Origin of the sequence: Sphingomonas horti (assembly GCF_009753715.1) — a bacterium.
Taxonomy (GTDB): domain Bacteria; phylum Pseudomonadota; class Alphaproteobacteria; order Sphingomonadales; family Sphingomonadaceae; genus Sphingomonas_B; species Sphingomonas_B horti.
This window is the reverse complement of the sequence record NZ_WQMS01000014.1, coordinates 158,061-176,856: the sequence shown is the minus strand read 5'-3', so window position 1 is coordinate 176,856 and position 18,796 is coordinate 158,061. Positions and strand designations below refer to the sequence as shown.

The window sequence follows — 18,796 nt, the reverse complement described above, 5'->3', positions numbered from 1 at the left end:
GGGATTCCATGCGCGCCAGCGACGCCCCGCATCCGCAGATCACGCGCCGCCGGCTGCTGGTGACCGGCGGGCTGGGCGTCGGGCTGGTCGTCGCCTGGGCCGCCTGGCCGCGCCATTACGAGCCGAACCTGTCGGCGGGACGCGGCGAGCATGTGCTCGGCGCCTATCTGAAGGTCGGCGAGGACGGCCGGGTGATGGTCGCGGTCCCGCAGACTGAAACGGGGCAGGGCGTGTTCACCACCCTGCCGCAGATCGTCGCCGACGAGCTTGGCGCCGACTGGCGGACCGTGGGCGTGGAGCCGGCGCCCATCAATCCCCTTTATGCCAATACCTTGTTCGCCGAGGAGCTGGCGGCGGACGTGGCGCCCGATTTCGGCCGTTTCGCCGCGACCTTCGCGACGCGCAGCGCGACGATGGTGACGGCGGGATCGACCTCGGCACGCATGTACGAGGCGCCGCTGCGCGCGGCGGCGGCGGCAGCGCGGGCGCGGCTGTGCATGGTGGCGGCGCGGCGCTGGGGCGTCGAATGGGAGGCGTGCGAGACCGCGAACGGATTCGTCACGCATGAGGCCAAGCGGCTGCGTTTCGGCGAGCTGGCGGCGGACGCGGCCGAGCTCGACGCGCCCGACAATCCGCCGCTGCGCATGACCGCCGGCGAGCGGCTCGCTGGACGCTCGCTGCCGCGGCTCGACGCGCCGGCCAAGCTGGACGGGTCCGCGAACTTCACCGCCGACGTGCGCTTGCCGAACATGGTGTTCGCCGCGATCCGGCAGGGGCCGATCGGGGCCTTGCGCTGCCTGGGCGACGACAAGGCGGCGGCGGAGCGCGTGCAGGGGGTGCTGCAGATCATCGAGCGCCCCGACTGGGTCGCGGCGATCGGGCAGACCAGCTGGGCGGCCGAGCGCGCGCTGGAGCTGATGCGGCCGCGTTTCGAGACCCGCGGCGAGCTGGTGTCGGACGAGACGATCGCGCGCGACCTGGACGCGGCGCTGGAGGGCGACGGCGACCGCATCGTCGCGCGCGGCGACCTAGCAAAGGCGTTCAAGGGCGCGACCGTGCAGATGGCGCGCTACGCCGTGGTGCCGGCCGTCCATGCCGCGCCCGAGCCGGTGACCGCGACCGCGTCGTGGGAAGACGGGCTGCTTTCGGTCTGGGCGCCGACGCTCGCGCCCGAAGCCGCGCGGCAGACGGTTGCCCGGGCGCTGCGGCTGAGCGAGCGCAACGTGATCGTCCACCCGATGCTGGCCGGCGGCAGTTTCGGCCGCGGCATCGACAGCGAGCCGGCGGTACAGGCGGGATTCCTCAGCCGGCTGCTGAAGCGTCCGGTGCAGCTCGCCTGGAGCCGGGGCGAGGACATTCTCCACGACCGCTTCCGCCCGCCGGCGCTCGGCCAGCTCGCAGCCAAGATCAATGGCGGCCGGATCGAGGCGCTGCTGACCAAGATCGCCGCGCCAGCCTATGGCGAGATCGTCGCGAGCCGGCTGTTGCCCGACGCCGCGGTCGCGCGGGCGATCGTCCGGGCGGGGAGCGACGCTTTCGCCGTCGCCGGCGCGCAGACGCCCTATGCGATCCGGCACCTGGCGGTCGACCATCATGTCGCCGAGACCGGGCTTGCCTCCGGCTATTGGCGGTCCGCGGCGCACAGCTACACCTGCTTCTTCACCGAGAGTTTCGTCGACGAGCTGGCGCGGATCGCGGGTGTCGAACCCTTTTCCTTCCGAATGGCGATGCTGGGCGGGCAGCCGCGGCTGGCGCGCTGCCTTTCGACCGCGGCGGCGCTGGGCGGATGGCAAGGCGGCGAACCCGGGACGGGGCAGGGCATCGCCGTCCATGCCGCGCATGGCAGCCATATCGCGGTGCTGGTCGAGGCCCATGCCGAAGGCGCGCGCGTGCGCTGCGACCGGATCGTCGCGGTCGCCGATGTCGGGCGGATGATCCATCCCGATATCGTGCGCCAGCAGATCGAGGGCGGGCTGGTCTTCGGCCTGGCCGGGGCGCTGGGCTGCGCGCCGGGGTTCGAGGCGGGGCTGACCCGCGCCCACCGGCTGGGACAGCTGGGCCTGCCCGTGCTTGCCGACACGCCCGACATCACCGTCGAGCTGCTGCCGAGCAACGAAGAGCCGGGGGGCGCCAGCGAGCTTGCCGTGCCGCCAGTGGCGCCGGCGATCGCCAACGCGTTGTACGCGGCGACCGGCCGCCGCTTCCGCGACCTTCCGATCGCGCTCACCTGAGCGAGGCCGACAATGGCGGCCTGGCCCTTTGAACGGTGTTTGGGACACTGTCGATGAATCCTCTCGATTACCCCGTCAGGCATTCTGGCCGGATCGGCGTGCTGCTGATCAACCTCGGCACGCCCGATGCGCCGACCGCCCCCGCGGTGCGGCGATACCTGGCCGAGTTCCTGTCGGACCGGCGCGTGGTCGAGGTCCCGCCGATCGCCTGGCAGCCGATCCTGCGCGGCATCATCCTGAACACCCGGCCGAAAAAGTCCGCCCATGCCTATGGCCTGGTCTGGACCGAGCATGGCTCCCCACTGGCGCATTACACGCGGCGCAAGGCGGAGAAGCTGGCTGACGCGTTCGGCGACGGCGTGATCGTCGACTGGGCGATGCGTTACGGCAGCCCGTCGATCGCCGACCGGCTAGCGGCGCTGCAGGCGGGCGGGTGCGCGCGCATCCTGCTGGCGCCGATGTACCCGCAATATTGCGCGGCGACGACGGCGACCGCGAACGACAAGGCATTCGCGGTGCTGGCGTCGCGGCGCGTGCAGCCGGCGATCCGGACGCTGCCACCCTATCATGACGACCCGGCCTATATCGGCGCGCTGAAGGGCTCGATCGAAGGCGCCCTCGCCGGGCTCGATTTCGCGCCGGACCTGATCCTCGCCAGCTTCCACGGCATGCCGGAGCGGACGCGGGCGCTGGGCGATCCCTATTACGACCAGTGCATCGCGACCGCGCGGCTGCTCGGCGAAGCGCTGGGGCGGGAAGTGCGGGTCGCGTTCCAGTCGCGCTTCGGCCGCGCGAAATGGCTGGAGCCGGCGACCGACCGGACGCTTGCCGAGCTGCCGGGCCAAGGGGTGCGGAAACTGGCCGTGGTCGCGCCGGGCTTCTCGGTCGACTGCCTGGAGACGCTGGAAGAACTGGCGATCAGGGGGCGGCAGAGCTTCCTGGACGCGGGCGGCAGTGATTTCGCCTATATCCCCTGCCTCAACGACAGCGACGAGAGCATCGCGCTGCTGCGCGGCTTACTTGCGCGTGAACTTGCGGGGTGGGTGCCGGCTTCGTAGGGTTTCGACAAACAAAAGGGAGTGGATGCAATGGCACGTGTGGCGATCGTGACGGGGGGAACGCGCGGCATCGGCGAGGCGATCAGCCTGGCGCTCAGGGACGCGGGAGTGACGGTCGCGGCGAATTATGCCGGCAACGAGGAGCGCGCGCGGGCGTTCACCGACCGCACCGGCATCAAGGCGTATAAATGGGACGTCGCCGATTTCGACGCGTGCGTGGCCGGCGTCCAGCAGGTCGAAGGCGAGCTCGGGCCCGTCGACGTGCTGGTCAACAATGCCGGCATCACCCGCGACGGCACGATGAAGCGGATGAACCGCCAGGCGTGGGAAGAAGTGATCGACACCAATCTGGGCGGCTGCTTCAACATGGCCAAGGCGGTGTGGGACGGGATGAACGCGCGCAAATATGGCCGCATCGTCAACATCGGATCGATCAACGGTCAGGCGGGGCAGTACGGCCAGGTCAACTATGCCGCCGCCAAGTCCGGCATCCACGGCTTCACCAAGGCGCTGGCGCAGGAAGGCGCGCGCGCCGGCATCACCGTCAACGCGATCGCGCCGGGCTATATCGACACCGACATGGTGGCGGCGGTTCCGCCGGACGTGCTGGAGAAGATCGTCGCCAGAATTCCGGTCGGCCGGCTCGGCAAGGCCGAGGAGATCGCGCGCGGGGTGACTTTCCTGTGCGCCGAGGATGCGGGGTTCGTCACCGGATCGACGCTGTCGATCAACGGGGGGCAGCACATGTATTGAGGTTCGCGGGCGGCATCGCGCCGCCCGCTGCCAAGACGCTATTCGATCGTCACGCCCGCAACGCGCCAGTCATTGCCGTTACGCTCAAGGCTGACCTTTTCGATCGCATTCGCCTTGTTTGCGAAGTTCGTGCGGAACTTGACCACTTCATAGCCGTGCGGCGGTGTCGGCACGTCGTCGTGGCTGATCATCGTCCGTGAAATCATCGCGCCGAGCGGACGGCGGGCTTGTTCCGACACTTCGGCCCAGACTTTGCCGGTGTTGACCTTTTGGAATGACGCGGTGGTCAGCGCGTAGCTTTCGTTCCATTTGCTCTGGTCGAGCAACGTGAGGAACCGGCGCGCGGCAGTCTCGACCTCTGCGGTCTCGGCCGCAACGGAAGGGCTGCTGTCGGCGGATGCCAGCATGGCTGGCGGCAGTGAGCTGATGGCGGCGAGCGCCAGGACGAGCGACATCAGTGCGACTCCAAATAAGATCCAGGCAGGGCGCTTCCGCCCGGCGCCGTTCTCCGGCATCGCGGGGTGTTCCATATCGGCACTCGGCCTGGCTTCCCCGATTTGCTTGTCCGCAGAATATTCGGGGGCGGCCGTTTCGCGTTCGAACAGCATCCGCGCGGCTTCCCGGCTGCTGGAAACGGCGAGCTTGCGCCGCGCGTCGCGCAGCCGTTCGTTGATCGTGTGCACCGAGAGGCCGAGATGGCGCGCGGTCGACTTGGCGTCGTGGCCGCGCACGATCAGGCGCAGCGTCTGCTTTTCCTTTTCGGTCAGCGCCGCGCAGCGATCCGTCATCGGTTCCAGCATCGCTGCAAGGCCTAGAGTCCGCCCGCGCTACCAGCCACCCTTAAAATATTGTATCCCGGGCGCTCGGCTCTTTAGGCTGGCGCGCATGGCCACGCCCTATTCTTTCCCGGTCAAGCGGTCGATCACGATCGCCGGGCACCCGACCTCGGTCAGCCTGGAGCCGGTCTTCTGGTCGGCGCTGGAGGAGGCCGCGCGCGAGGCGAAGCTGCCGCTGTCGGCGCTGGTCGCGCGCATCGACGCGGAGCGGATCGCCGCGCCCGATCCATCCAACCTCGCCAGCGCGATCCGGGTCTGGCTTTTCCAGCGCGCTCGCGGCTAAGTCTTCGCATCCGTAACCGGAGTTCCTAGATGCGCCTGCTCGCCCTTGCCCTTCTGCTCACGTCCGCGAGTGTTTCCGCCCAGATGAATTATCCGACGACCCAGGCGGTGCCGCTGGTCGAAGACCATTTCGGCATCCAGGTTTCCGATCCCTATCGCTGGCTGGAGAATGACGTCCGCCAGGACCAGAAGGTCCGTGACTGGGTGACGGCCGAGAACCAGGTGACCGAAGCCTATCTCGCGACTTTGCCCGCGCGCGACGCGTTCAAGGCGCGGCTGAAGGCGCTGTTCGATTACGAGCGGTTCGGCGTGCCGGCCAAGAAAGGCGGGCGCTATTTCTACCAGCATAATTCGGGGCTGCAGAACCAGTCGCCGCTCTATGTCCGCGACAGCGTCGACGGGCCGGCGCGGCTGCTGATCGACCCGAACCTGTGGGCCAAGGACGGCGCCACCGCGCTTGCCGAATGGCTGCCGTCGGAGGACGGCCGCCATCTCGCCTATGCGGTGCAGGACGGCGGCACCGACTGGCGCACGATCAAGGTGCTGGACGTCGCGACCGGCAAGGAGACCGGCGACAGCGTCGAATGGGCCAAGTTCACCGGCCTCGCCTGGACCAAGGACGGCTCGGGCTTTTTCTATTCGCGCTTTCCCAAGCCCGAAGGCGCGCAGTTCCAGGCGCTGAACGAGAACCACGAAGTCTATTTCCACAAGCTCGGCACGCCGCAGAGTGCGGACCGCAAGGTCTTCGCCACGCCCGATCACCCGAAGTGGAACAACACCGCCGAAGTGACCGACGACGGCCGCTGGCTGGTCATCACGTCATCGGAAGGGACGGACGAGCGCTATCAGATCAGCGTCGTCGACCTGACCGCGGCCGGAGCGGCGCCGCGCACGCTGATCCCCGGCCTCGACAATAATTGGCAGCTGATCGGCAACAGCGGCGACACTTTCTATTTCCTGACCAACAGGGACGCGCCGCGCCAGCGCATCGTCGCGCTGGCTGCCGGTGGCGGGCAGCCGCGCGAGATCGTGCCGCAGGACATGGCGACGCTGCAGGGCGCGTCGATGGTGGGCGACGAGATCGTCGCGACCTACCTGGTCGACGCGAAGAGCGAAGTGCGGCGCTACACGGCCGACGGCACGCTGAAAGGCAAGCTCGCGTTGCCGGGCATCGGCACCGCCGCCGGCTTCGACGGCGAGGCGGGCGATCCGGAAAGCTTCTTCTCCTTCACCAGCTTCGCGACTCCGACGACCATCTACCGCTATGACGCGAAGACCGGCCAAGCGAGCGTCTGGGCGCGGCCGAAGGTCGCGTTCAACCCGGCCGACTATTCGGTCGAGCAGCGATTCTATGCGTCGAAGGACGGGACCAGGGTGCCGATGTTCGTCGTGCGCAAGAAAGGCGCGACCGGGCCGGCGCCGACCCTGCTCTACGCTTATGGCGGGTTCAACGTGTCGATGCTGCCGGCCTTTTCCGCGTCGCGGCTGGCCTGGGTGCAGGCGGGCGGCACGTTCGTGCTGGCGAACATCCGCGGCGGTGGCGAGTACGGCAAGGCGTGGCACGATGCCGGCCGGCTTGGGCACAAGCAGAACGTGTTCGACGACTTCATCGCCGCCGGCGAGTATCTGAAGACGGAAGGGATCACCGGCCCGGACCAGCTGGCGATCCAGGGCGGCTCCAATGGCGGGCTGCTGATCGGCGCCGTCGTCAACCAGCGGCCGGACCTGTTCGCGGCGGCGCTGCCGGCCGTGGGCGTGATGGACATGACCCGCTTCGACCGCTTCACCGCCGGCCGCTACTGGGTCGATGATTACGGCTATCCGGCGAAGGAAGCCGATTTCAAAACGCTCTGGGCCTATTCGCCCTACCATAATGTGAAGGGCGGGCGGGACTATCCGGCGGTGCTGGTGACGACGGCCGATACCGACGACCGCGTCGTGCCCGGCCACAGCTTCAAATACACGGCGGCGCTGCAGAACGCGGCAATCGGGCCGAAGCCGCACCTCATCCGCATCGAAACGCGCGCCGGCCACGGATCCGGCAAGCCGACCGACAAGATCATCGAGGAAACCGCCGACCAATGGGCGTTCATCGCCAAGTGGACCGGGCTGGAAGTGAAGTGACCTAGATCCTCCCCGAGCAAGCTCGGGGAGGATTTGAATCATTCATGCGCCACTCATTTGGAACCGCTATACCCCTCCCGATTTGTTTCTCGGGGATTTGGGAGTGGTTCCTATGAAGAAGCTGATTCTGCTCTCGGCGATGGCGGCGATGATCGGCGGCACGGCCGCGCAGGCGCAGGTCGTCGATCCCGCGCTCTCTCGCGACATCGGCCGCGCGGTCGGCCAGGCGGCAGTGGCCGCCGAGCGTGCTGCCGCCGAAGCACGGATCGCGGCGCGCGAAGCGATGCGGGCCGCGCGCCAGGGCTATGCCGAGGGCGTCGCCGGCGCCTATGCCGACGCGCCGGCCGGTCCCTATGCCCGGCCCGGCCTGATCGGTACCGAGGACCAGGCGGTCGACGCCTGCGCGATGGCGGCCGAGGATCGCGGCTATGGCGAAGGCTTCCGCGCCACTGTCCGCGATATCGAGGGTGTCAACCGGCTGCCCGACGGCTGGGACGTGGACGGCGTGCTCGACGCCCGCCGCAGCTGGCGCGACCAGCCCGCCGCCTGGGGCTTCCGCTGCCAGGTCCGCCACGGCCAGGTGGTGAACGTCGATATCGGCCACGATTACGCGCGGCGATAGGCGCCGGGGGTTTCCCGGCGCGCGACGTCTGCTAACAGCCTCGGCGCATGGAAACCCATGACTCGATCCTGATCATCGACTTCGGCAGCCAGGTCACGCAGCTGATCGCGAGGCGAGTGCGCGAGGCGGGCGTCTATTCGGAGATCGCGCCGTTCAATGCCGCCGCCGAGGCGTTCGACCGGCTGAAGCCGAAAGGCATCATCCTGTCGGGCGGCCCGTCCTCGGTAATGTGGGAAGACAGCCCGCGCGCGCCGCAACATATCTTCGACGCCGGGCTGCCGATCCTCGGCATCTGCTACGGCCAGCAGACCATGTCGCACCAGCTGGGCGGCGTGGTCGCGCCGTCCGAAAGCCGCGAGTTCGGCCGCGCCTATATCGAGATCAGCGGCCGTTCGGCGCTGTTCGACGGGCTGTGGAGCGAAGGCGAGACGCACCAGGTCTGGATGAGCCACGGCGACCGGGTCGAGCGGCTGCCCGAAGGCTTCAGCGTCGTCGCCCAGTCCGAAGGCGCACCCTATGCGATCGCGACCGATGAGGCGCGGCGCTTCTACAGCCTGATGTTCCACCCCGAAGTCGTGCACACGCCCGACGGGGGCAAGCTGCTCGCCAACTTCGTGCGCCACATCTGCGGCTGCCCCGGCGACTGGACGATGGCGGAGTACCGCCAGACCAAGATCGCCGACATCCGGCAGCAGGTCGGCAAGGGCAAGGTGATCTGCGGGCTGTCGGGCGGCGTGGACTCGGCGGTTGCGGCAGTGCTGATCCACGAAGCGATCGGCGACCAGCTCACCTGCGTGTTCGTCGACCACGGCCTGATGCGCAAGGGCGAGGCCGAGCAGGTCGTGAGCCTGTTCCGCAACAGCTACAACATCCCGCTGGTCCATGTGAACGCGGAGACTTTGTTCCTGTCCGGCCTGAAGGGTGTTTCCGATCCGGAGGCCAAGCGCAAGTTCATCGGCAAGACCTTCATCGACGTGTTCGAGGAAGAAGCGAAGAAGATCGGCGGCGCCGACTTCCTGGCGCAGGGCACGCTGTATCCGGACGTGATCGAGAGCGTCAGCTTCACCGGCGGCCCGTCGGTGACGATCAAGAGCCACCACAATGTCGGCGGCCTGCCCGAGCGCATGAACATGAAGCTGGTGGAGCCCCTGCGCGAGCTGTTCAAGGACGAAGTGCGGGAGCTCGGCCGCGAGCTGGGCCTGCCCGACGCGTTCGTCGGCCGGCATCCGTTCCCCGGCCCCGGCCTCGCGATCCGCATCCCCGGCGATATCACCAAGGACAAGTGCGACATCCTGCGCAAGGCCGACGCGATCTACCTCGAGGAAATCAGGAACGCCGGCCTGTACGACGCGATCTGGCAGGCGTTCGCGGTGCTGCTGCCGGTCAAGACCGTGGGCGTGATGGGCGATCACCGCACTTACGAGCATGTCTGCGCGCTCCGCGCCGTCACCTCCACCGACGGCATGACGGCGGACATCTTCCCGTTCGACCCCCATTTCCTCGCCCGCGTCGCGACGCGGATCGTCAACGAGGTGCAGGGCATCAACCGCGTGGTCTATGACTTCACGTCGAAGCCGCCAGGGACCATCGAGTGGGAGTAAGCCGGATCGAGCGGGGGCAGAGCGAAACGCAGCGAGCGTGGACAGGGCAGACCCTCACCCTCGCTTCGCGAGCGGGCCCCTCCCTCTCCCACAAGCGATAGAGGAGCTAACGTTCGCAACGGGTCGTAAGCGGGCCCCGCACCTCTCCCACAGGGAGAGGTCGAGTCAGCGCTTGCGCTGACCGGGTGAGGGGATTGTGCCTCCCCACAAAATCCCGGTCCCTTCACCCCGCTCGCGCTCACGCGCGAGTCGCCCTTTCCTGCGGGAGAGGGACCAATGGTCAGCGATGGGTCGAAGGAGGACAGGATGAGCATTTCGGTTTACGGCATCAGGAACTGCGATACCGTCAAGAAGGCGCGGGCGTGGCTGGATGCGCGCGGGGTCGCCTACGCGTTTCACGACTACAGGACCGCCGGGATCGACGAGGCACGGCTGCAGGGCTGGGCGCGGGAGCTGGGCTGGGAGCGGCTCCTGAACCGCGCGGGGACGACGTTCCGCAAGCTGCCCGAGGCCGACAGGCAGGCCATCGACGAGCATAAGGCCGTCGCGCTGATGCTGGCGCAGCCGTCGATGATCAAGCGGCCGGTGCTGGATTTGGGCGATCGGCGGCTGGTCGGCTTCAGGGAAGCGGAGTGGGCGGAGGCGCTGCCGGCGTAGCCGCATCGGCGGCGCGCCGGCTGCACACGTCGACCCATTCCGCGCCGATCAGCGTGGCGAGCCGGTCCGGCGCCACCTCGACCGAGCTGGTCAGCGAGCCGGCGGCGGGGAAGACGGCCGGATAGGGCTTGAGCGACAGGTCGCAATAGATCGGCAGCGGGGTGGCGAGGCCGAACGGGCAGACGCCCCCGACCTGGTGGCCGGTCACGGCGAGCGTCTCGTCCGGCGGCAGCATGCGCGGGCGGGCGCCGAACGCCGCCTTGGCCTTGGCATTGTCGAGCCGCACGTCGCCGGCGGCGAGCAACAGCACGATGCGATCGCCGAAGCGGAGCGCCAGCGTCTTGGCGATCCGCGCTTCCTCCACGCCCAGGGCCGCGGCCGCCTCGCGCACCGTCGCGGTGCTGACGCCGTGATCGATCAGGCGGAGATCGGGGGCGTGTTCGGCGAGCCAGGCCTGGGCGGATTCGAAAGACATGCGGTCGCCATACACAAAAAATCGCCGCCGGTCGGGTGACCGGCGGCGACTTTCCTGGTTCTGGACCGACGCTTAGGCGTAGGTGACCGCGGTCGTCCGCGCGCGGCGGCGCATCGCGCCACCGAGCAGGCCGAAGCCCGCGATCATCAGTGCCCAGCTGGTCGGCTCCGGCACGCCCAGCGCCTGCGCGTAGATCTGCGCGGTGGTGCGCTGATAGCCGAGGTTGTTCAGCACGTCGAAGTTCAGGTTCCAGCCCATCGCGTCGTACGCCGCGAGGTCCAGGCCCTTCACCACGCCCATCTCGCCGTAGCAGAAGGTCGGGTCGAGAATGCCGAGCTGGTTGTAGCCGCTGCAGCCGCCCTTGTTGCTCGGCGTGTCCTTGAAGTGCGACGCCTGACGGCCGTCGCCATTATAGGCACCGGTCGAGAACAGCGCGTTGCCATTGACCTGGGTCAGGCCGCCATCGATCGAGAAATAGCTGGCGGTGCCGACGCTCAGGTCGCGGGTCGGGCCGCTGCCCGGCGCGACGTTGTTCGGATCATTGCTGAACCGGAACATGTCCAGTGCCGAGAAGATCGACGTGTCGTTCAGGTCGTAGCCGAGAGTGCCGGCGCCCGGGCCGCTCGGATAACCATAGGCATCCAGCAGGTCGACGCCCGAGACGAAGCCCAGCGCGTGGCCGATTTCATGGATGGCGACGCCGATGAAATCCATGTGGCCCGACTGGATGCCGTCCAGCGGATTGAAGTCGAAGTTGAAATTGGTGCTGAACGTGACGTTGCCGTCGCGCTGGTTCGACGGGCCGGTATAGATGCCGACCGCCTTCTGCACCGACGTGTTCAGGTACAGGACCTTGCTGCTCGTCGTCGCGCCATCGTTATAGAACTGGATCGCGGTGTCGTTGTTGCCGTCAGGACGCGCACCGTTGGTGACGAAGCTGGCGCCGCCATCGGCGTTCAACGTCGGCAGCACCGCCGTCTGGTCCAGCGTGTAGCCGCTGCGGGTCGCGATCACGCCGTTCTTCCAGGCCGCCACGGTCGTGTCCGAACGGGTGCTGCCGGTCGAGCCGATCACGTTCGGCGCCAGCGGAGCGAACCTTACGCCGAGATTGATCGTCGCGTTGTTGCTGAGCACCGAGGCCCAATAGCCGGCCGCGATCTTGAAGCCCTGCTCCGCCGGAGACCCGGTCACCCCACCGAGGTCGATCAGGTTGATCGTGGCGGCACTGGCACCGGACGCAGCCAGCGTGGCTGCGGCGATGCCGCAGAAAAGCATACCCTTTTTCATTGTTAACCCCTTCCCCTACACCCGGAAGAAAGCCCGGGCTGAGCATTGAGGATTGCAGGGGCGCGCGACCAGGGTCAACATGCTTAATCAGATATTTACGGTTAACGCGGCGATTGTTCCGTAATCGGACAGAATCGTGCGGGGCGCCGCGCCGGCGCTGGCCCGATGCGGCCGCAATCCGCTAGTGAAGAGGGCCATGAGCACCCCCTGGACGACCCATATCGAAAGCCTGAGGCAGGCACTCGCGGCCAAGGACCGCGCCGCCGCGAACGCCGCCGTCGCCTCGCTGCTCGACGCGAACGCGCCGCTTGGCCAGCAATGGCGGCAGATCGCCGAGCTTATGCGGGTCAGCGGCGAGCTCACGCTGGCGCTGCGGGCGATCGACGCCTTCGTGGCCGCCGCCAAAGGCGTGCCGGCGGCGCGCTATTCGAAAGTGGTGCTGCTGACCCAGGCCGGGCGGCTGCGGGAAGCGCATGAGCTGGCGGAGACGCTGCCCGCCGACATTCCGGACCCCGCCGGGCGCGCCTATCTGCTCGGCAACACCGCGCTGACGCTGGGGCGGGTCGAGGATGCGCGCGAATATCTGCTGACCGCGGTCAAGCACCGGCCCGGCTGGGGCCCGGCCTGGCTGACGCTGTCGTCAAGCGGGTCGCTGAAGGACAATCCGATCGGCGAGCGGATGCTGGCAGATCGCGCCGCCGCCGAGCGCCAGCCGGAGGGCGACCTTGCCCGCTATTGGTATGCGGTCGGCAAGCTCCACGCCGATCGCGGCGAACATGACGACGCGTTCGGCGCCTTCGCCAGGGGCGCCGGGCTGCTGCGCAGGCTGACGCCCTATAGCCGGCAGGGCAATGAGAGCAACGCGCAGGCGGCGATGACCGGCTTTGCGCCCGGCTTCATCGAGCGGCTGAACGGGCAGCAGCGCATCGGCACCGGCCGTCCGATCTTCGTGACCGGGCTGCCGCGGTCGGGCACGACCCTGGTCGAGCAGATCCTCGCCAGCCACTCGGCGGTCGCCGACGGCGCCGAGCTCAATCTGCTGCAGCACATGGCCGTGGCCGCGGGCGGCATCTCCGGCGAGGCGATCGAGGGGCATCTGGCTGCAGGCGGGTCGGTCGAGAAGCTCGGCAGCCTCTACCTCCACCTGATGGCGGAGCGGTTCGGACGCGACGGGCGGATCGTCGACAAGACGGTCGACGCGAGCCGCTTCCTGGGCCTTGCCGCATCGGTGCTGCCGGACGCGCCGCTGATCTGGATGCGCCGCGACCCGCTCGATTCGGCCTGGTCGTGCTTCCGCACCTTCTTCATCCACGGCGTCGCCTGGAGCTACGACCTGACCGACATCGCCCATCATTTCCGGCTGGAGGACCAGCTGGTCGCCTTCTGGCAGGAGCGACTGGGCGAGCGGCTGCTGGTCGTGTCCTATCCGGCGCTGGTTGACGCGCCGGAGGAGTGGACGAGCCGCATCCTGAGGCATTGCGGGCTGGCGGAAGAGGCGGGCGTCTATGCGCACCACAAGACCGAGCGGGCGGTCGCGACCGCCAGCTCGCTGCAGGTCCGCCGCCCGATCAACCGCGACGGGCTGAACGTCGCGGCGCCCTATGCGAAGCACCTGCAGCCGTTCGTCGACGCCTATTTCGGCTGAGCCGCCAGGCCCGGCTTCGCCGCCCGCTGCTTCCTGATCGCCGCGCCGGCCAGCGCGAAGCCGGTCAGCATCAGCGCCCATTCCGCCGGCTCCGGGATCGGCGGGGGTGGCGGAGGTGGCGGCGGCGGTGGTGGTGGCGGCGGAGGCGGAGGAGGCGGTGGTGGCGGCGGGGCCGCGCCGCCCGGGGTGAACAGGCCGACCGTCAACAGGTTGAAGTTGGACGCGACCGCGACGTTGTTGCCCTTGCCGGTGGTCGCGACATCGGTGTCGAAGACGTCGAACAGCAGCCGGAATTGATAGTCATGGCCGCTCTGCAGCGTGCCGGCGGGCAGGAACACGCTGGTCGCCGACGGGTCGAGGGCGCCGGACGTGAAGTCGAACATATTGTCGGTCAGGTCGAAGATGTTGAAGAAGATCGCTCCTCCCGACGCGGACGGGTCGGGCGTGAAATTGTTGAAGGCGATCGTCACGTCCCGGGACGGGTCGAGCCCCTGCAGCGCGTCGAAGCTGGCGGCGGTTAGCATCGGCGTGGCAGCCGCATAGACATCGTCGGGCCGGACGAAGATGGAGACGGTGTCGAAATCGGCGTTGAAGCCGTTGACCGCCGTCAGCGTGTAGAGATCGCCATTGGGGAAAGCGGCGTCCATCTGCGCCTTGGTGACGGCCGGGCTCTGGTAGATCTGGAACGCGCCCTGCGCCGAGACGCCGGCGCCGTTGAACAGATAGGTGTCGACCGAATTCGACACGTCGCCGCCCTCGAAATCGCCGGGATTGGGATAGAAGGCCCGCGCAAAGAAATAGGCGTTGCTGCCCCCGAACGACGGCACCACCGTCGTGCCGCCGTTCTGGTCGAACTGCAGGTTCTTGGCGAGGTCGGCGGCGGTGATGACCGCGGACATGGCCGGCGTGATCGCCGTGCAGGCGAGGAACGCGGCGAGCAGCGAGCGCATGGTTCAACCCCTTTCGGCCCCGCTTGCGAGCCAGAGCGGCGGATGAACGTGTCGGAGGCCGGTTCCCTTACGCACCGCGTGGCCTGTGGTTCCGCCCCCGGGGCGGACGCGATCAGCCGCGAAAGGAAAGGGCGGCGAGCGCGGGCCGTTCCGCGCTCGCCGCCCCATTGCGCCGCGTCAGAACTTCTGGCGGGCGGTGATGCCGTAGGTGCGCGGCTGGCCGACGTTGAAGCCGAGCCGGGCGCGCCCGCCGCGCTCGCGGTCGAACGACAGCAGCGGGTTCGTGTCGAACAGGTTGTGGACATAGGCGGTGAGCTCGAAGCCGGACTGGGTCCTGACCCCGACGCTTAGATTGACCAGCTGATAATTGGGCAGCTTCAGGTCGACCGTGGTCGCCGCGGTGGCGGGTGCGCCGCCGAACGGCAGGCCGTGCACGAAGGTGCGCGGATTATTTTCCTGGTCGCTCGGCTGGGTGTAGCGGCTGCCGACATGCTGGATGCTGGCGTCGACATAGCCGGTCCAGTCGGTGCGGATCGGGAATTCGTAGTCCGCATTGGCCGAGAACTGGAATTTGGGCACCGTCGGCAGCCGGTTGCCGTCGCGGATACCGGCGATCACGACGCCGTTCGCATCGACGACGCTGCTGTCGAACTTGGATTCGACATAGGTACCGTTGATGCCCAGCGTGAAGCCGGGCGCCGGCCGCGCGGAGAGCTCCATCTCCACGCCGGCCGCGTGCGCCTTGGGCACGTTGAACACGACGCGCGACGAGCAGCTGCCCGCATCGGCGGTGACCTGCAGGTTCTTGATGTCGTTGTAGAAGCCGGCCGCGTTGAAGGTGATGCCGGCGAACTGGCTCTTCACGCCCAGCTCATAGTTCCACAGCGTCTCGTCCTTGTAGGTCGGGCGGTTGCCGTAGGTCGCAGCGTCCGGCCCGGTCGCGCCGCCCGAGCAGAGCGGCAGGTTCAGCGGATCATTGACGCCGCCCAGCCGGAAGCCCTTCGCAGCCTGCAGGTTGACCGAGACGTTCGCGCTCGGCTCGTAGGTGACGATGAAGCGCGGCGTGAAGCCGTCTGACTTGGTCTTGTCGCCGATCCTCCTGTCGCCGTTCGCGAACAGGCCGCCCGAGACGAAATCGCGGGTTTCCTTGAAGTCGTAATAGCGGCCGCCCGCGGTCAGCTTCAGCTGGCCGAAATCGTAGCTCGCTTCTCCGAACACCGCCTTCTGCTTGATCTTGTACGGAATGTCGGAGTTGTAGGGCGAGTTTGCCGGGAAGCCGTTGGCGACCGCCGCCGATGTGCCGGCGCCGAGCGCGGCGTCGGTGAAGGCATCATAGCCCGGGGTCGGCAGGCGCTGCGTGTAGCCGCGGTCGATGTCCGAATAGAAGCCGCCGATCAGCCACTGGAACGGCCCCGACCCGTTGGAGGCGAGCCGCACTTCCTGGGTGAAGGTCTCCAGGTCGGTCGTGTCGCGCAGGTTCGACGGCAACAGCACCGCCGCGGCGGGGAAGCCCAGATCGACCGACACCGATCCGGTCAGCGCGCTGGCATCGCGCGACACCAGGATGTCGCGGTTGATGTAGCTGGTGACGGAGGTCAGCGTGACCGCGCCGATGTCGAAATTGGCGGTCAGGTCGGCCAGGAACGTCTCGTCGCTGAACGCTTCGTCGAGCAGCAGATATTGCTGCCGCTTGCCGAGCGTGATCGCGGGCCGCGTGGTCGTGAACGGATTGGCGAAGAGGTTGTACACCTCCTGCCGGTTGAAGCCGTCGGCGGTGACCTTCTGGTACACGACGCGCGGCGTGATCGAGATGCCATCGGCCGGCTTGAACAGCATAGACAGGCGGCCGCCGTAACGCTCGCCGTCATTGACGTTGCGGTCGATGCCGCCGCCTTCGCGCAGCGCATCGATGAAGCCGCCATAGCGGGTGTAGTAGCCGACCGCGCGCACCGCGACCATCTCGGACAAGGGCAGGTTGACCGCGCCCTTCGCCGAGCCGCCCATCGAGCCGCCGTCGATGACGTTGAGGTTGCCTTCGACCTGGCCCTCGACCCGCTCGGTATTCGGCTGGTTGGTGATGTAGCGGATCGTGCCGCCCACCGATCCCGACCCGAACAAAGTGCCCTGCGGCCCGCGCAGCGTCTCGACGCGGTTCAGGTCGAACAGGTCGAAATCGGGCGTGAACAGCGACAGCGAGACGACGCTTTCGTCGAGATAGACGCCGACCTGTTCTTTCACGCCCGGCTGGTCGCGGACGATCTGGCCGGCCGACACGCCGCGCACCGACACCTGGCTCTGGCCCGGCCCGAGATTCTGCACGGTCAGGCCGGCGACGTTGCGGGACAGGTCCTCCAGCGTCACCGCGCCCGAGCGCTGAATGTCTTCCTGCGTCTGCGCGTTGATCGAGAAGGGCACGTCCTGCACCGTCGTCGCGCGCTTGGTGGCGGTGACGATGATGTCGGTGTTGGCATCGGTGGTGGCGCCCTGCGCGCCGGTCTGGGCAAGCGCGGGGGCGGCGAGCCCCAGCAGCAGCAACGACGCGCCGGCAGACAGGCGCGACTTATGGCGTTCGAAACCCGGCATCCCTTTTCTCCCCAAGCCGTGTATCTGTTCCACAACTGTATCGACATGGGACGACAGGGAGAAGGTGGCGCGGCCACCGATGCGGCTTTTCGCGCACAGGTGTGATGTTTTTGCGACTAGTCTCGGGTGATTGAGGCGAGCGGAAGGGGAAGGGCGGCGCCGGCGGTTCCCGGCGCCGCTGCGGGTCAGGCCGCGACCACGCGCGCCGTGCGGCGGCGTGCTGCGCCGCCGACCACGCCGAAGCCGCCGATCAGCATCGCCCAGGTCGCCGGCTCGGGCACGCCCGGTGCCGCGAGCGTGCCGTTGAACTGCACTTCGCCCAGCCCGTAGAGACTGTCGCCGCCCGAGGCGGTGACCAGCGCATAGGCGGCGCCGCTCACCGGCGCGAAGGCGCGCGTGAAGGTCTCGACGCCATAGCCGACCGAGCCCTCCGGCCCGGTGATCGCGACGCTGGCCAGCAGCGCGCCGGCGCCGTCAAAGAAGCGGAACTGGTAATCGTCGTTGTTGTCGACCGTGGCGAGCAGCGAGTCGATCGTGGCGAGGCCGCCGAAATCGAAGCGGAACACGGCATTGCCGAACGCGGTGAACGCGACCTTGTCGGGCGCGTTGTAGTTGGAGCCGTTTGCTGGCACGACGCCGTCGTTCAGCACCGCAAGATTGCCGGAATAAGTGCCGGTGGCGCTGACCGTGACCGGCACCACCGCCGCCGGCGCCGCGCCCGCCGCCATGACGCCAGCCAAAAAGCTACCCAGAACGAATGATTTACGCATGATATCTCCCTGATTGAGGCGTGCGCCTGAGCACAGGGAGCGGGCGGCGGGCGTCAGCCGTTCGACGAAATACGCAGCAGCCTAGACGAAAGCGCGTCCCGCGGCGGGACGGCCGGCGCTGCGCGCTACCAGCGCCAGCCCTGCTTGTCGGTGATCGCGTTGATTGCGTCGAGCAGCGCCTGTTTGCTTGGCGTGCGGCGAGTGCCGGAATTGCGGGGGACGGGGATGGGGCCGTTCTTGGCTTCGTACTCGGCGCGACGGCGCGCGAGATCGCGGCCGAACTCAGCCAAGTCGATCGGATCGCCCCAATTCTGCTCGTCAGCCAAGCGCTTCGACACCGTATTCGCCCACTGTTTCCGTGCGGATGCGGTGTTCAAGATAGTCGCGGTCAAGGTCCGCGGAAAGGGCGTAGAGCTCGCGGGCCTGAGCCAGCATTTCGCGTGCGGTGCCGCTGGCATATTGGCCCATGCGGTCGGCGATCATGTCTTCGAGCGAAAGCACGCGCAGGCCGGGTTCGGCCGGATCGGGATAGACGAGGCGCAAGCGGACCGGATCGGGCGTGTCGCCCATCGGCGACTCCCCGACCACTTCGAATCCGAGCCCGATATCCGGGTGTATCCAGCCGCGCGTGCTTTTCCCCGGACCGGACGGGCGGATGAAGCCGAGCTTTTGCAGCTCCTCCTCCAGCTCCGGCTGCACGGGCGTGGTGACGTCGATGTCACCAGTCATGATCGCCGAGCCGGTGTAGAACTCGACGGCCCCACCCCCGACCAGCACCGGCCGCGAGTAGCCGCGCTGCGCGAGCCCCTCGCTGGCGCGGGCGAGCATGCGGAGCGCCGCGAGGAATTCGGGGCGCCAGGGGAGGGCGGGGTCGTCGGTCATGCTTCGGCTCCCTCCCTCGTCACCCCGGACTTGATCCGGG

At 68.1% G+C, this 18,796-nt stretch carries 16 protein-coding genes and 2 pseudogenes; 9 read left to right on the top strand and 9 right to left on the bottom strand.

Annotated features, from left to right (window positions below; translation table 11 throughout):
• Window positions 1–8 precede the first annotated feature (8 nt).
• The 3 genes from GON01_RS12555 to phbB are packed head-to-tail and all read left to right on the top strand — an operon-like array spanning window position 9 to window position 4,042.
• On the top strand, window positions 9–2,231 hold the full coding sequence (locus GON01_RS12555) for a xanthine dehydrogenase family protein molybdopterin-binding subunit (protein ID WP_157027722.1): 2,223 nt from the start codon (window positions 9–11) through the stop codon (window positions 2,229–2,231).
• A gap of 53 nt (window positions 2,232–2,284) precedes the next feature.
• Complete coding sequence (hemH, locus tag GON01_RS12550) at window positions 2,285–3,289, top strand: ferrochelatase (protein WP_157027721.1); 1,005 nt, start codon at window positions 2,285–2,287, stop codon at window positions 3,287–3,289.
• A gap of 30 nt (window positions 3,290–3,319) precedes the next feature.
• Window positions 3,320–4,042 carry an acetoacetyl-CoA reductase gene (gene phbB / locus GON01_RS12545; RefSeq protein WP_157027720.1) on the top strand — a complete coding sequence of 241 codons (723 nt, stop codon included), beginning with the start codon at window positions 3,320–3,322 and terminating at the stop codon, window positions 4,040–4,042.
• Between the two features lie 38 nt (window positions 4,043–4,080).
• On the opposite strand, the gene GON01_RS12540 is transcribed toward phbB, so the two are convergent.
• Window positions 4,081–4,830 carry a helix-turn-helix domain-containing protein gene (locus GON01_RS12540; protein ID WP_157027719.1) on the bottom strand — a complete coding sequence of 250 codons (750 nt, stop codon included), beginning with the start codon at window positions 4,828–4,830 and terminating at the stop codon, window positions 4,081–4,083.
• Between the two features lie 97 nt (window positions 4,831–4,927).
• On the opposite strand from GON01_RS12540, the gene GON01_RS12535 reads away from it, so the two are divergent.
• The 5 genes from GON01_RS12535 (at window position 4,928) to GON01_RS12515 (ending at window position 10,164) form a co-directional block, all read left to right on the top strand.
• Window positions 4,928–5,161 carry a ribbon-helix-helix domain-containing protein gene (locus GON01_RS12535; protein WP_157027718.1) on the top strand — a complete coding sequence of 78 codons (234 nt, stop codon included), beginning with the start codon at window positions 4,928–4,930 and terminating at the stop codon, window positions 5,159–5,161.
• 29 nt (window positions 5,162–5,190) lie between these two features.
• Entirely contained in the window at window positions 5,191–7,284 is a 2,094-nt protein-coding gene (locus GON01_RS12530; protein WP_157027717.1) for a prolyl oligopeptidase family serine peptidase, read from the top strand.
• Window positions 7,285–7,396: 112 nt separating this feature from the next.
• Window positions 7,397–7,906, top strand: a complete 510-nt coding sequence (locus GON01_RS12525) for a hypothetical protein (RefSeq protein WP_157027716.1) — start codon at window positions 7,397–7,399, stop codon at window positions 7,904–7,906.
• A 47-nt stretch (window positions 7,907–7,953) separates the two neighbouring features.
• A complete protein-coding gene (guaA, locus tag GON01_RS12520; RefSeq protein ID WP_157027715.1) occupies window positions 7,954–9,507 on the top strand; it encodes a glutamine-hydrolyzing GMP synthase in 1,554 nt (517 codons plus the stop codon).
• 306 nt (window positions 9,508–9,813) lie between these two features.
• A complete protein-coding gene (locus GON01_RS12515; RefSeq protein ID WP_157027714.1) occupies window positions 9,814–10,164 on the top strand; it encodes an ArsC family reductase in 351 nt (116 codons plus the stop codon).
• On the opposite strand, the gene GON01_RS12510 is transcribed toward GON01_RS12515, so the two are convergent.
• From GON01_RS12510 to GON01_RS12505, 3 genes and pseudogenes are all read right to left on the bottom strand, one after another.
• Window positions 10,127–10,639: a YbaK/EbsC family protein gene (locus GON01_RS12510; RefSeq protein ID WP_157027713.1), complete on the bottom strand. Its 513-nt coding sequence runs from the start codon at window positions 10,637–10,639 to the stop codon at window positions 10,127–10,129. The two genes, GON01_RS12515 and GON01_RS12510, sit on opposite strands and share 38 nt — an antisense overlap.
• Window positions 10,640–10,711: 72 nt before the next feature.
• Window positions 10,712–10,822: pseudogene (locus GON01_RS17440) on the bottom strand (PEPxxWA-CTERM sorting domain-containing protein); the annotation flags it as partial.
• Window positions 10,823–10,897: 75 nt separating this feature from the next.
• Window positions 10,898–11,914, bottom strand: a pseudogene (locus GON01_RS12505) (NF038122 family metalloprotease); the annotation flags it as partial.
• Window positions 11,915–12,122: 208 nt separating this feature from the next.
• Between GON01_RS12505 and GON01_RS12500 the strand changes: the two are divergent.
• Complete coding sequence (locus tag GON01_RS12500) at window positions 12,123–13,571, top strand: tetratricopeptide repeat-containing sulfotransferase family protein (RefSeq protein WP_157027712.1); 1,449 nt, start codon at window positions 12,123–12,125, stop codon at window positions 13,569–13,571.
• On the opposite strand, the gene GON01_RS12495 is transcribed toward GON01_RS12500, so the two are convergent.
• The 5 genes from GON01_RS12495 to GON01_RS12475 form a co-directional block, all read right to left on the bottom strand.
• Window positions 13,559–14,521: a PEPxxWA-CTERM sorting domain-containing protein gene (locus GON01_RS12495; RefSeq protein ID WP_157027711.1), complete on the bottom strand. Its 963-nt coding sequence runs from the start codon at window positions 14,519–14,521 to the stop codon at window positions 13,559–13,561. The two genes, GON01_RS12500 and GON01_RS12495, sit on opposite strands and share 13 nt — an antisense overlap.
• A gap of 177 nt (window positions 14,522–14,698) precedes the next feature.
• Window positions 14,699–17,104: a TonB-dependent receptor gene (locus tag GON01_RS12490; RefSeq protein WP_157027710.1), complete on the bottom strand. Its 2,406-nt coding sequence runs from the start codon at window positions 17,102–17,104 to the stop codon at window positions 14,699–14,701.
• A 185-nt stretch (window positions 17,105–17,289) separates the two neighbouring features.
• Entirely contained in the window at window positions 17,290–17,874 is a 585-nt protein-coding gene (locus tag GON01_RS12485; protein WP_157027709.1) for a PEPxxWA-CTERM sorting domain-containing protein, read from the bottom strand.
• 125 nt (window positions 17,875–17,999) lie between these two features.
• Complete coding sequence (locus GON01_RS12480; protein WP_232328844.1) at window positions 18,000–18,212, bottom strand: hypothetical protein; 213 nt, start codon at window positions 18,210–18,212, stop codon at window positions 18,000–18,002.
• Window positions 18,193–18,756 (bottom strand): hypothetical protein, encoded by a 564-nt coding sequence (locus GON01_RS12475; protein WP_157027707.1) that lies wholly within the window; start codon window positions 18,754–18,756, stop codon window positions 18,193–18,195. The genes GON01_RS12480 and GON01_RS12475 overlap by 20 nt, the downstream gene beginning before the upstream one ends.
• Window positions 18,757–18,796: the final 40 nt, after the last annotated feature.